Annotated in this window: 13 protein-coding genes; 4 read left to right on the top strand and 9 right to left on the bottom strand. The window is 47.7% G+C overall.

Annotated elements, in window-relative coordinates; translation table 11 throughout:
- Window positions 1–243 precede the first annotated feature (243 nt).
- The 7 genes from AC6ESP_RS26455 to AC6ESP_RS26425 form a co-directional block, all read right to left on the bottom strand.
- Complete coding sequence (locus AC6ESP_RS26455; protein WP_497099728.1) at window positions 244–1,047, bottom strand: ABC transporter ATP-binding protein; 804 nt, start codon at window positions 1,045–1,047, stop codon at window positions 244–246.
- A gap of 1 nt (window position 1,048) precedes the next feature.
- Window positions 1,049–2,080, bottom strand: a complete 1,032-nt coding sequence (locus AC6ESP_RS26450) for a FecCD family ABC transporter permease (RefSeq protein WP_497099727.1) — start codon at window positions 2,078–2,080, stop codon at window positions 1,049–1,051.
- Window positions 2,077–3,117, bottom strand: a complete 1,041-nt coding sequence (locus tag AC6ESP_RS26445; RefSeq protein ID WP_497099726.1) for a FecCD family ABC transporter permease — start codon at window positions 3,115–3,117, stop codon at window positions 2,077–2,079. The genes AC6ESP_RS26450 and AC6ESP_RS26445 overlap by 4 nt, the downstream gene beginning before the upstream one ends.
- Window positions 3,110–4,195 carry an iron-siderophore ABC transporter substrate-binding protein gene (locus tag AC6ESP_RS26440; RefSeq protein ID WP_497099725.1) on the bottom strand — a complete coding sequence of 362 codons (1,086 nt, stop codon included), beginning with the start codon at window positions 4,193–4,195 and terminating at the stop codon, window positions 3,110–3,112. Before AC6ESP_RS26440 ends, AC6ESP_RS26445 begins: the two co-directional genes overlap by 8 nt.
- Window positions 4,196–4,445: 250 nt before the next feature.
- A complete protein-coding gene (locus tag AC6ESP_RS26435; protein WP_497099724.1) occupies window positions 4,446–5,282 on the bottom strand; it encodes an alpha/beta hydrolase in 837 nt (278 codons plus the stop codon).
- 398 nt (window positions 5,283–5,680) lie between these two features.
- Entirely contained in the window at window positions 5,681–5,974 is a 294-nt protein-coding gene (locus tag AC6ESP_RS26430; protein WP_497099723.1) for a helix-turn-helix domain-containing protein, read from the bottom strand.
- A 357-nt stretch (window positions 5,975–6,331) separates the two neighbouring features.
- Window positions 6,332–7,276: an alpha/beta fold hydrolase gene (locus AC6ESP_RS26425; protein WP_497099722.1), complete on the bottom strand. Its 945-nt coding sequence runs from the start codon at window positions 7,274–7,276 to the stop codon at window positions 6,332–6,334.
- A gap of 101 nt (window positions 7,277–7,377) precedes the next feature.
- Here AC6ESP_RS26425 and AC6ESP_RS26420 point away from each other — a divergent pair, with 101 nt between their 5' ends.
- Complete coding sequence (locus AC6ESP_RS26420) at window positions 7,378–8,289, top strand: helix-turn-helix transcriptional regulator (RefSeq protein WP_497099721.1); 912 nt, start codon at window positions 7,378–7,380, stop codon at window positions 8,287–8,289.
- 130 nt (window positions 8,290–8,419) lie between these two features.
- The gene (locus tag AC6ESP_RS26415) at window positions 8,420–8,608 is read left to right on the top strand and encodes a hypothetical protein (protein WP_497099720.1); all 189 of its coding nucleotides are present in this window, start codon (window positions 8,420–8,422) and stop codon (window positions 8,606–8,608) included.
- A 289-nt stretch (window positions 8,609–8,897) separates the two neighbouring features.
- On the opposite strand, the gene AC6ESP_RS26410 is transcribed toward AC6ESP_RS26415, so the two are convergent.
- Window positions 8,898–9,419, bottom strand: coding sequence for a glutamate ligase domain-containing protein (locus tag AC6ESP_RS26410; protein WP_497099719.1), 522 nt, complete (start codon window positions 9,417–9,419; stop codon window positions 8,898–8,900).
- A gap of 18 nt (window positions 9,420–9,437) precedes the next feature.
- Window positions 9,438–9,791 (bottom strand): Mur ligase family protein, encoded by a 354-nt coding sequence (locus tag AC6ESP_RS26405; protein ID WP_497099752.1) that lies wholly within the window; start codon window positions 9,789–9,791, stop codon window positions 9,438–9,440.
- A gap of 229 nt (window positions 9,792–10,020) precedes the next feature.
- Between AC6ESP_RS26405 and AC6ESP_RS26400 the strand changes: the two genes are divergently transcribed.
- Together AC6ESP_RS26400 and AC6ESP_RS26395 are read left to right on the top strand one after the other, a co-directional pair.
- Entirely contained in the window at window positions 10,021–10,956 is a 936-nt protein-coding gene (locus tag AC6ESP_RS26400; RefSeq protein WP_497099717.1) for a LytTR family DNA-binding domain-containing protein, read from the top strand.
- 138 nt (window positions 10,957–11,094) lie between these two features.
- Entirely contained in the window at window positions 11,095–11,805 is a 711-nt protein-coding gene (locus AC6ESP_RS26395; RefSeq protein ID WP_497099716.1) for an ABC transporter permease, read from the top strand.
- Window positions 11,806–11,811 lie beyond the last annotated feature (6 nt).

Genomic DNA, 11,811 nt, shown 5'->3' with positions numbered 1-11,811 from the left:
CTCGTCTTTCGCCTCCAGCCATGCCGTAGGCAGGCGTGGCGAATGAAGTGAGCACGTTGACTGTCACGCCAACCGTGATGGATGCAGGAGCATTGGTTAAGGTGAACGGCACGGCTACGCCTAATATGAGCCAAGCACTCTTCGTTCGAAGGACGAATTAGCACCATAGCTAACCCTTCTTTCACTGTAGTTGCATAATCTCCTAAACAAATAAAAAACCGCCGAATGGCTTCGGCGGCTTACTTAAACATACGCATGATGACGCCCGATCGGTACGATCAGCGGAGAATTGGATACGGGATCGCCGATGACCGTGCAATCGAGTCCGAAGACATCCTTAATTAAATCGCTTGTGATAACCTTAGATGGTTCGCCTTCCGCTACCAGCTTACCTTCGCGGAGCGCGAAAATATGATCAGCATAGCGTGCGGATAAGTTGATGTCGTGCAGAACCATGACGATCGTCGTACCGTGCTTCCGGTTCAGATCGGTGAGCAGATCTAGTATCTCGACTTGATAAGTAATATCCAAGAAGGTCGTCGGTTCGTCAAGAAACAAAATGTCAGTCTGCTGGGCCAGAGCCATCGCGATCCAGACGCGCTGGCGTTGACCGCCCGACAGCTCGTCGATATTGCTATTAGCCAGCTCTGTTATCTTCATAATCTCCATCGCTTCCGCGACGGCCTCATAATCCTTTTTGGTCCAACCGCCCAGCCAACTCTGGTGCGGGAATCGGCCTCGACCGATCAGATCCGCGACACTGATTCCTTCCGGCACAATGGGGGATTGCGGAAGCAATCCGACAATCTTGGCTAACTGCTTGGGCGGGTATTGATCAATGGATTTGCCATCGAGCAAAATGCGGCCGGATTCCGGCTTGATTAGTCTTGCCATAGTCTTGAGCAGGGTGGACTTCCCACAGGCGTTGGCTCCGATTATGACGCTTATCCGATTGCTTGGAATGGAGATGCTTACTCCATGGACAACCCTTCTATGTTCATAGCCCGAGACGACATGCTCCGCCTGGAACTGATGCTTCGGCTTCATGTTAGAAATCCCCCTTTCGATTCATTCGGATAAGCAGATAGATTAGATAAGGCGCTCCGAGGATTCCGGTGATAACGCCTACAGGGAATCTGGTCTCGAACGCAAATTGTCCAATTAAATCGGAGGCCAAAACCAAGATAACGCCGACAAGACCAGCCGGAATTATGGTAGAGTAGCCCATGCCGACCAATCTTCTTGCGATCGGTCCAGCCAGGAAGGCTACGAAAGCAATTGGGCCTGTGGTAGCCGTAGCGACGGCAATCATGCAAACTGCGCCAAGGATTAGAGCTATTCGAGTTCTGTTTGTATTGATTCCAAGCGAAGTGGCCGCTTGTTCGCCCAGCTCAAGCAGACTAAGATTCTTCCCTAACAAGACAACGATAGGCGTACATAGGAGTACCGTTATGATAATCGGCGGAAGCTCATCCATCTGCGATCCGTTGAGGCTGCCGCTTAACCAACGATAAGCGGTACCGATGTCATGCTCAGCGCTTATCCGCAGCAGATAAGAGATAACAGCTCCGAGCATCGCATCAAGGCCGATACCAATCAGAATCAATCGCCCGAGCGCAAAGGATTTTCTTAGGGACAACAGGTAGAGAATCATAACCGTAGCCAACCCGGCAAGGACAGACGCGATGAAGATAACGGTTTCGCTCGTATGTAGAATCACGATACAAAAAACAGCCGCCACACTAGAGCCGGTAGTAATACCGAGTACGTTCGGGTTCGCAAGCGGGTTGCGCAGCATGGTCTGGAAGACACTGCCGGACAAGCCAAAAGCGAAGCCGGCGAACAGTCCCGCCAGCATTCTAGGGAGCCGAATCGTTTCAATCGCGAATGATGCGCCTTTAATTTTCTCTCCCGCCAGTACCCGAATAATCTCGTCCACTGAATAGATTGTATTTCCAAAATAGAGCATCAAACCGCAAAGTATACAAGAAATGGCCGCAAGAATGCTCGTGACCAGCACATATCGACGGCGTCTCTGACGTCTGCCCGACATAATCAAATTTATCGTATTATTCATCATAAGGTACGCACTTTCGATCTCATCGCTAATAGAATTAGAATCGGAGCTCCGACGAAGGCGGTGACGATGGCCACCTCAAGCTCCCCTGGTCTTCCGAGGATTCTGCCTACGACGTCGGATCCCGTTAGTACAATAGCTCCAACCAGCGCCGACATTGGAATCAGGAAACGCTGATCAGGACCGAGTATTAACCGAATCAGATGTGTTGAGAGCAGCCCGACAAAGCCGATTGGTCCTGCGAGGGCGGTTACCGTACCACACAACACAACCCCAGCCAACGACGAGACTAACCGCAGCATACCCGTCCTCACACCCAAGCCGGTCGCCGTCTCGTCACCCAACGCCAATGCATTCAACGCAGGAGCCGTGATTATGGCAATTAGAATACCGAGCAGGAACAAGGGGGAGAACGTCGCAATATCACTCCAGCTAGATCCCCCAACGCTTCCCACCTGCCAACGCCGGATTTGGTCCATGACGTTAGAGCGTGGAATGATAATGGCGCTTACAAGCGAAGAAAGAACGGCACTGGTGGCCGCCCCCGCTAACACAAGCTTGACAGGCGTAGCTCCGCCTCGTCCCAACGAACCTATTCCCAGCACGAATAATGCAGTAATCGCTGCCCCGATACAGGCAAATATGATGTACTCATTCGCCGTTCCAATATTTAAAAATGCGATTCCGCCAACAACAAATAAGGATGCGCCTGTGTTCACGCCGAGAATGCTCGGATCTGCAATCGGATTGCGGGTGACCGCTTGCATCAAGGCGCCTGCGACACCGAGCGCGCCGCCGCATAAGAGACTGAACACAGTCCGGGTCATGCGTTGACGAATGACTTCGGCATCGTAGGAACTAGTGGACGGGCCCAACAACCCATCCACTACATCCTTAAATGCAATTATTCGAGAACCGAATGCCAGCGATGCAAGCACGCAAATACCGAGCACGAGCAGACAAACAATCAGAACAATCGTAAAATAAGTCGGCGTAATCGTTGCCTGCGGTTTGGCGGTTAGAGACGATGGATTACTCATTGATCTTCTTGGCTGCTTCTCCGATCAATCCCAAATATTCATCGATCGTATACGCAAGCGATAGTGGATTCGGGTTGCCCGCAGCCGCAAGCGGCGTATTGTCCTCGATCAATACAACGGAGCCTCTTTGGATTGCTGGAACTTTACCTAGCAGCGGATCTGCTTGAAGCGCAGCAAGCAGCTTGTCGTCTCCGTAGGCGATGATTATATCCGTATCATTGAGCGCATCAGCGTTCTCGGCACTAAGCTGCAGGTAAAAACTGTCCGAGACCAGACTTGCCAGACCATCCGGGAATGGCATGCCAAGCTCGATCAAGAAGTCTCCGCGAGGATCGCCAGGAGCATAAATGGAAAGCTGTGACAGATCGGCAGGGCTGATATAAGCGAAGGCGGCCTTCTTGCCTTCAATCTCCGGGTAGGCAGCAGCCTTCTCCTTGATGAGGTTCTCAGTGTCCTTAATGAGCTGCTCACCTTCGGCTTGCATACCCATTCCCATAGAATCATATAGAACCTGTTCACGCCAACTGGCTACCCACGGCGCCGTCTGATAAGCGACAACCGGTGCGATCTGAGACAACGTCTCATATTCTTCCTCGGTGATGCCGGAGTATGCGGCCAGAATGACATCAGGATTCGCGTCCGAGATCGCTTCGAAATCAAGACCGTCCGTATCCTGGAACAAATTAGGCTCCGATACACCGAGCTCTTCGAGCTTCGCTTTCGTCCACGGCAACACTCTGGAACCATCCTGAACGCCGTAGTTAGCTTCAGAGAAGCCGACAGGCACTACACCAAGGGCAAGAGCGATATCATGGTTCGCCCACGAAATAGAAACGACGCGTTCCGGTTTCTCTTCAATTACCGTTTCGCCGAGCGCATGTTTAATCGTAATTGGATACTGTGTTGCAGATTCTTCCGAAGCTGGCGCGTCGCTCGCTGCAGGTGTCGCGCTTGGGGCATCAGTAGGCGATGCAGCGGTATTGCTGTTGTTGTTGTTCCCGCCGCATCCTGCCAGCACAAGCACAAGCGCAAGTGCGGATAGAAGCATTGGAATAGTCAATTTATTTCTAGTTTTCATAGCAGACCCTTCTTTACTTTTGAATTTGTTGATAATGATTATCAATCTCTTGAGAATTATATAATCAGGTTGTTTTGTTGTCAATGTCTAATAATGTAAATGAGCTAGAATGATTGGAGATGCAGCATTTCTCCTCCTCCCAACCGCAAAAAAAGCCGAAAATCCAATGGATTAGCGGCTTTTTTTGCGGTTGGGGAAAAGGAAGGTCAGGCTGCGATTGCATCCACGATTGTACGTTTAAAGCGTATCATCATGGCTGGAGCAGCCAACGATGAGCCTCAACAAACAACGGTCCCCATGTGGATTCGTGATGCTTTCCGCCCGGAATGAAGTCGAATCGAATTCGACTCTCCGCTACCCCTGCTGCAATCAGCGTCTGTCGGACCATCGCAACGTGTTCATGTGCAATTCGATTAAAGTCGGCATTATCGGTCTCCAGTTCTCCGATGCTCAGGTAGAGGCGCAGTGCAGGAGACAAGACCGCCTGCTGGATTAGTTGAATGATCGCACCGTTGTCATGCCACATGACGAACGAAATGCCGCCCACTCGGCCGAACTGAGCCGGATAACGAATGGCGGCGTAGAGCGAAATATATGCACCGAACGAGCTGCCACCAATCATCGTATGCTCCGGTTCGGGGAGCGTCCGGTAGCAGCTGTCGATATACGGCTTGAGCGTCTCTGCGAGGAATGCGGCGTAAGCATCGCCTTTGCCTCCGAACCCATACTCTGCATTAATCGTGAAGTTATACTCATGGTTGCGCTGATCGCCCCCATGATCAATTGCGACCACGATAGCCTCGAGCGCAGGCTCATTAATCGCCATTTGCTCCATCGTCTCATCGACGCCCCACTCGCTTCCCCATGAAGTCGCTTGATCGAACACATTTTGCCCATCATGCATATAGAAGACGGGATAACGGCGAGCGCCTTCGTTATAGCTTCTCGGCAAGTAAATCCACACTCTGCGCTCCGTCTGCAGCTGCGGAATCGGGAACGCTTCGATTACCCTAACATCGCCGGTAATGGTATGTGTCGTGTCGCCAGACAGAACATCTTTCCATGGCAAAGCAATATAACTCGTCATAAATTACTCTCCTAGTAATGCGTTTACTAGAATCTTAACGTGCGGCCCGACAGGAAGCAATATACAATACTCAATAACCTTAGATGAAGTTTTCTGCACACAAATATACAAATAGAGAGCCTTGCTAGCCGCTATACGATGTTTTCGGCCATACGAGTGAACGCTCAGTCCGGGATTGCCTGTAAGTATTTTCAGATAGCGAGCGTTGATTTCCGGTTGATCGTTCTACCCTGTGCCCCACGCAAAGAAGTACACCGCTATATGAGCAATACTTCGAGCAACAATATTGTTATCCTAAACAATAAAACCCGCAAGACGATCATCTTTTCAAAAGTATTCATCATGCGGGTCAAAGTTCAGATCTCTGAGTGCTATCAATGGACTCACATCCAACTAGTCTAACCAACCACTACTTCAGTACGAGCTTCCGTTCCTGCTGCATCGGATCGAAATTTGGGGTTGAACAAATGGAGACCCAGCGCTTTAAAGATTTTATCTACTGTGTCCAGTTTTATGCCACCAAATCCTGCTTCGATTTGAGATATTCGCGCTTGCGTAGTGTCAGCACGCTTGGCCAATTCAGTTTGCGTCAAGCCGGCTTTTTGACGATGCATCATTACCAAATTCCCAACAAAAACAGCGAGACTGTCTAAGTACTCCGCTATCTCTGGGTCTCTTCTAACCTCTATCATAAAATCTGCGAAATCTTGTCCTGGCGTTTTTCGAGATCTGTTTCCTCTTATTTCGCTAAAATTCCTCTAGGAGTTCATAATATCCTCAGAATAATTTGCTTTTCCAAAGCCAGAAGTAGTATTGTCAGGAGGCTATCGGGTTATCTTGCCAAGTGATCCAATCACTCCAGCTATAGAATTAATTTGTGATACGGTTCAGCGTAACCCATCATACGGCGAAAAAGACACTCGCGCTCGAGTGCCTTTTCACTTTCCCGATTCTATTAACACAGAACTTTCAACTATGAATCCTCCAGGTGCTTTTTACCTAGAACGTTTATTCATGTGAATGTTGTGGGGACTCTACATCAAGACCGACTAGGTGGCATCCTGCTGTTCCAGCCATCTCAAAATCGCTTGGTTTGTTTCTTCCGGCATTTCTTGCTGGATCCAATGACCGCAATCCAGATTGACCACTTCCACATTGGGCACGAACTCCGTTAGTTTTTCGGACTTCGGAATCGCATCCTGATCGCCATAGATCATAAGCGTGGGCTGTTGGATGATTGGGTTCACCTCCGCCAATAAGCGCCAGTTGCGGTCAAGGTTCCTGTACCAATTTATGCTGCCCGTGAACCCTGATGTTTCAAAGGCGGAGACGAAAACAGCCAGTTCGCTGTCGCTCATCAAGGGCTCACCCAGTGGTGTTTCCGCGTTGGCAAGATTGATCATCGCCATGCCTGGCTCAGGTGCTCTGAGAGGCTCGTTCTTGCGGTACAGGTTGCGAAGAAACCGAAACATATTCTTATCCAATACGGCGTCCGCGACGCCCGGCTGTCGATTAAAGTGAACAAAATAGTAGTCGCCGCCGAAAATTTCCTCCAAGAACTCGATCCAGGGCTTTTCCCCGCGCTCTTGGTAAGGCAAGCTCAGATTTATCACTTTATTGACGCGGTTTGGATGCAACAAGGTCAGTCCCCAAATGACCATTGCACCCCAGTCGTGACCGACAAAGGTAGCGTCCTCGTATCCATAGTGATCGAGAAGGGCGACGAGATCACCCGACAGGTGCGCAAGGTCATAGTCTGTTACTTCGTTCGGGCGGGATGAGTTGCCGTAACCCCGCTGGTTTGGGACGATGACATGGTATCCCGCTGCGGCAAGCGCGGGCACCTGATGGCGCCAGGAAAAAGCATGTTCAGGCCAGCCGTGGCAGAGTACAATAGGTTTTCCTGCATTTTCTCGGCCTGCTTCAAACACTTCGAGTTCCACACCGTTGACTGAAATAAGGGTGGGCTTGGGAAAATCGGTTGGATTAAACATTGAATCAAAACCTCCTTCTTGTGATACACGTAGTATAATGGATAAAAGGTGACATCTTGTTGTCACCATTCTGAAATCATGTAAAAAAAAAGAGGGCAATTATGGACAAAGTGGAGAGACTCATTTCGATTATCATGATATTGCTGAAAAAAGAGGTTGTTGCTACAACGGAATTCTCACAACTATTCAATGTCTCCAAAAGAACGATCCTTCGCGATATGGAAACATTGAGCTTATCGAACATCCCGATCTACTCTGTCAATGGGGTCAAAGGCGGTTACGGCATAATGGCTGAATACAAGGTTGATAAACACCTTTTAAGCAGCTCCGATTTAGAGAATATATTAACTGCGCTCGGCGGATTGGAACAAATCCTCCTTACTGAAGAAGTTGAAAGAACGATAAAAAAAATAGAGGCAATGGTCAGTCCCTTGTCTCTGAATCGTTCCATTCAACTGTCGTTTTACGATTGGGAAGGTCGGTCCGAGATTCTTGAAACCTTAAAGACATGTCAAGAATCCATTTCAAAAAAGAGGCTGGTTTCGTTTGATTATATAGATAAAGACGGGGCTGTAACGAATAGAATGGTCGAGCCCTATGAGCTGCATTTTAACGAATCGAGTTGGTACTTGAAAGGATTCTGTTTACATCGACAGGGATATCGAACATTCAAGTTATCTCGGATCGATCATATTACTATGGATGAACGCACGTTTCATCCTAGAGACGATTGGTCTGAGCAAGGACACGAAGCAAGTTATCTACCGCAATTCGTCACGATTAAAGCATGGATATCGCCTAGCATAAAAGATCAAATCATCGAAAGGTATGGTCGAAGAAGTATTGAAGACCATTGTTCTGGACTTTTATTAGCAACTATTTATGTCCCACAAAATCATATGGGATTTCAATTTTTAGCAAGCTTCGGCACTCATCTAAAAGTTGTAGAGCCCAAAACCTATGTTGAAGACTTTCGAAATTATTTATATCAAATGATGGAGAACTATTCCTGATAAAGGTCTCATCTCGGCATATATGACCGATTCCACATAAGTTGGCTCTTTACGCGCTTCTTCTTAGAGCTAGCTCGATACTGCCTTATTTTTATCATTGACACACATTAATCATGGAGGAATGATGACTATGACGAAAATATCTTTTAGCGGTTTAAAATATGGAGAAAGTGCTGTGGAGATAAAATTATTGGTGGATGTACAAAATGATTGGTTGGAGATAACACACACCAAGGAAGTGTCTCAAGTAATGAATAAATCAACAGGTGAATACATCGTAGTAAACCGAAACACCTTGAAATGTGAGGCTGCTTCATAACGCAGTCGTATAGAGGCATTGAACTGTAATTGACGAGAGACGTTGCGACAATGTCAGATCCTCGCAGCCCCCTCCACCAATAAAATGGACGGGGCTTTTTTCTTTGCCCAGGCAAAATCGATCAGTTGAGCAAAATCCCAATTCTTCATTCATGTGAGTTCCTGCCACTTTTTCATAACCTAATAGATTCACCGACAAATAAAGGGACGCAAACATCACATACATGTTTGCGTCCCCATTATTTAAAAGAAAATATTAGATTTCCAATTATTATAGACCATTACTTTACTCAGGCCTTTCCCTCAGACCGGTGCAGTGCCCCGACTAGCTCGACAAAGTGACGCCCGCGCTCTTCGAAATTTCTGTATTGGTCATATGCGGTGCAGGCAGGGCTCAGCAGCACAGTGTCGCCCGGTCTGGCCAGCTTGTGCACTTGCGCTACTGCCTCGGCCAGGCCCTCGCAGCGTACAATGGGTGGGCAATTCGGCACTCCGCGCGCTGCAGCCTCGATTTGACTTGCCGCTTCGCCGATCAACAGCAACACCTTGACATGATCAGGAAGCAGACGGGCCATATCATCAAACGGTACCTTCTTATCTCGCCCGCCGGCGATCAGCAGCACTTGGCCCATGTGCGCATGCAGCGTTGCAACGGTACGGGCAGGACTGGAGCCGATGGAGTTGTTGTAATAATGCACATCGTCTACAGTTGCCACCCACTGGTTTCGGTGTTCCACGCCGACGAAGGTGCGCACAGTCTCCAGAATTGCCTCGTCCGACACGGTTCCCCGTACGGCGGTCATGGCAGCCATGATGTTTTCTATGTTATATCACCCTGGCAGACGAATGTCACGAATAGGTACGAGCCCGTCGATTACATCATCGTAGATCGTGTGTTTGCCAAAGTACTTGGTCCGCCCCCGCTCGCGCAGTGAGGCGGTCGCAGGGTTGTCACCGTTGAGGACAGCAAGATCGCCCTCCTTCTGAAACTCAAGCAGGCGGCTCTTGACGGTGATATATTCTTCCATGTCGTGATGCCAGTCGAGATGATTTGGCGAGAGGTTGGTAATTACCGCCACATGGGGAGAGCGTGTCATGTCCATCAGTTGGAAGCTGGACAGTTCAACCGCGCATACGTCCTGCGACGACATCTCAGCAGCGCGCGTCAGCAGCGGCGTGCCAATATTGCCGCCTGTAGGGGATAATACCAGATTGCGGGTTTTTCCTTTTGCTACGTATACAAATAAAAACGAAAGCTTAACCCTCTTCCCCTGCAGCCACCGGATTCTCGGTATAACTAATTCAATCGGTCCAGTTAATCACTGTCTTCGATGCAATAGAAACTGACAAAAATGTATCCCAACCTTATAATTGTTTAATATATCCTATAGCGGTACTGATCAGGAGGAAGGCATGCAACTTGAACCCGTGTATGAAGATGGAGAATTGTTTCTACCGAAGATCGAATTAAATATGACATCGAACGAATCGATTGGCATTATAACGGACTTGAAGCGAAAGCACCTTTTAATGAATCAATTGACGGATCGTTCCCTATATTACATCTTTCGAGCGCAACAAAACGAGTACCTGCATTTAAAGGTGGAAGAATTAATCACTTTTCTAATCAATGTAACCGAGAGGAATGAGCGTGCCGCCCGGTTGTTGGAGTATTTTTCCGTAAAAGAAGAACGAAAAGTAAAAATCAAAAATCTAAGCCCCTCGAAAAGGATGTATGTAACCTTGCTGCGCGTCTTTTTTGCGCATCAGCCTACACTCGTACTGGAGGAACCGTATTTTTACCTGGAAGAACAAGATCGTCGTCAGTTTAAACGCATACTAGATGATCTTTCGAAAGAAAAGCAGATTTTAATTTTAACTGCGAATTTAGAGGATGCCCTTATTTCCTGCGATGCCATTTATCGCTTGAACGAGCTCGGCTTGCATCAATTGGATATTCGGGACTCGGATGAGGATAAACAAGAAGTGCAGGAACAAGATCAGGCCAATATAACCTTGCAGAAGATTTATACGAAAAGAAATGGCAAAGTCATTTTATTTAATCCGCCTGAAATCGATTATATAGAAAGTGTAAATGGTTCGATTCTCGTTCATGTGGATGGAGAAAATTATGACTGCGCCCTGACGCTAACCGAGCTTGAACAGAGATTGGCGAATTTCGGATTCTTCAGATGCCATCGATCCTACATCGTTAACCTGCAAAAAATAAGAGAAATTATTACATGGACGAAGAATAGCTACAGCTTGCGATTGAATACAGGCAAAGATACCGTGGTTCCATTATCTCGATCAAAATTGCAGGCATTAAAAGCTCTTCTTAACCTTTAATTCCAGGGTAACGTCGGATCAAACAAGCATTCCATGGTACCATTCAGCCGTTAACAGCTACATTTCGGCGGATTTTGATGGCTGGAAGCCTGCAATCTTAATATAGTTAAGCCATCAACTGAAAGGAAGTGAGCTGCGATGAGTATCTCATTGAAACGTGTGCAAGCGATATTCGTGAAGGATTACATAGAGTTTTCACGCAATTATGCGATCTCCATTATGTTGATATTTCCAATTCTGTTAGCAGTGCTCTTTCGCAATGCAGGCTCGTCTTTGCCTGGAGCCGCCGGTTTTCTTCTCAATATTTCGTTTGTGCTGCTAACATGTTTTGCCCAAGCATGCTTGATTGCGGAAGAAAAGGAGCGCAACACTTTACGGTCATTAATGATGACTCCTGCTACGACCATGGATGTTTTAATCGGAAAAAGCACTTTAGTCTTTATCATGTCGGCTGTTGTTCTTGCTATTGCTATATTTATATTCGGCTATGAGCCGGCTAGTATATGGGCGTTCGCGGCAGCAATTATTCTTTCGATTATTCTATACACAGCAGTCGGAACGATATGCGGTTTATTCTCCAAAACGTTACTTGATGCATCATTATCGATCATTCCTGCAGCGATGATATTTGCTGGGCCTCCGGTTGCAACGTTACTATTCGGTGATTTTCCGATTTTCAAGATGCTGGATTATACGCCAAGCATTCAACTTGTGCATTTGCTATATATACCACACACAGGCTTTACGACGGGAGACTTATTCAGGCCCCTCCTCATTATTTTGGCATGGACGGCTGTATTAACAATTGTGTCCGTTGTTTTGTATCAAAGACGCTACAAGGATGAGTAGAAAAAG

The organism is Paenibacillus xinjiangensis (genome assembly GCF_059686975.1).
This window is presented reverse-complemented; position numbering and strand designations above follow the sequence as displayed.

Coding starts and splice junctions, on each gene's coding strand:
- AC6ESP_RS26455 (WP_497099728.1), bottom strand. CDS start 1,047: ATGAAGCCGAAGCATCAGTTCCAGGCGGAGCATGTCGTCTCGGGCTAT.
- AC6ESP_RS26450 (WP_497099727.1), bottom strand. CDS start 2,080: ATGATGAATAATACGATAAATTTGATTATGTCGGGCAGACGTCAGAGA.
- AC6ESP_RS26445 (WP_497099726.1), bottom strand. CDS start 3,117: ATGAGTAATCCATCGTCTCTAACCGCCAAACCGCAGGCAACGATTACG.
- AC6ESP_RS26440 (WP_497099725.1), bottom strand. CDS start 4,195: ATGAAAACTAGAAATAAATTGACTATTCCAATGCTTCTATCCGCACTT.
- AC6ESP_RS26435 (WP_497099724.1), bottom strand. CDS start 5,282: ATGACGAGTTATATTGCTTTGCCATGGAAAGATGTTCTGTCTGGCGAC.
- AC6ESP_RS26430 (WP_497099723.1), bottom strand. CDS start 5,974: ATGATAGAGGTTAGAAGAGACCCAGAGATAGCGGAGTACTTAGACAGT.
- AC6ESP_RS26425 (WP_497099722.1), bottom strand. CDS start 7,276: ATGTTTAATCCAACCGATTTTCCCAAGCCCACCCTTATTTCAGTCAAC.
- AC6ESP_RS26420 (WP_497099721.1), top strand. CDS start 7,378: ATGGACAAAGTGGAGAGACTCATTTCGATTATCATGATATTGCTGAAA.
- AC6ESP_RS26415 (WP_497099720.1), top strand. CDS start 8,420: ATGACGAAAATATCTTTTAGCGGTTTAAAATATGGAGAAAGTGCTGTG.
- AC6ESP_RS26410 (WP_497099719.1), bottom strand. CDS start 9,419: ATGGCTGCCATGACCGCCGTACGGGGAACCGTGTCGGACGAGGCAATT.
- AC6ESP_RS26400 (WP_497099717.1), top strand. CDS start 10,021: ATGCAACTTGAACCCGTGTATGAAGATGGAGAATTGTTTCTACCGAAG.
- AC6ESP_RS26395 (WP_497099716.1), top strand. CDS start 11,095: ATGAGTATCTCATTGAAACGTGTGCAAGCGATATTCGTGAAGGATTAC.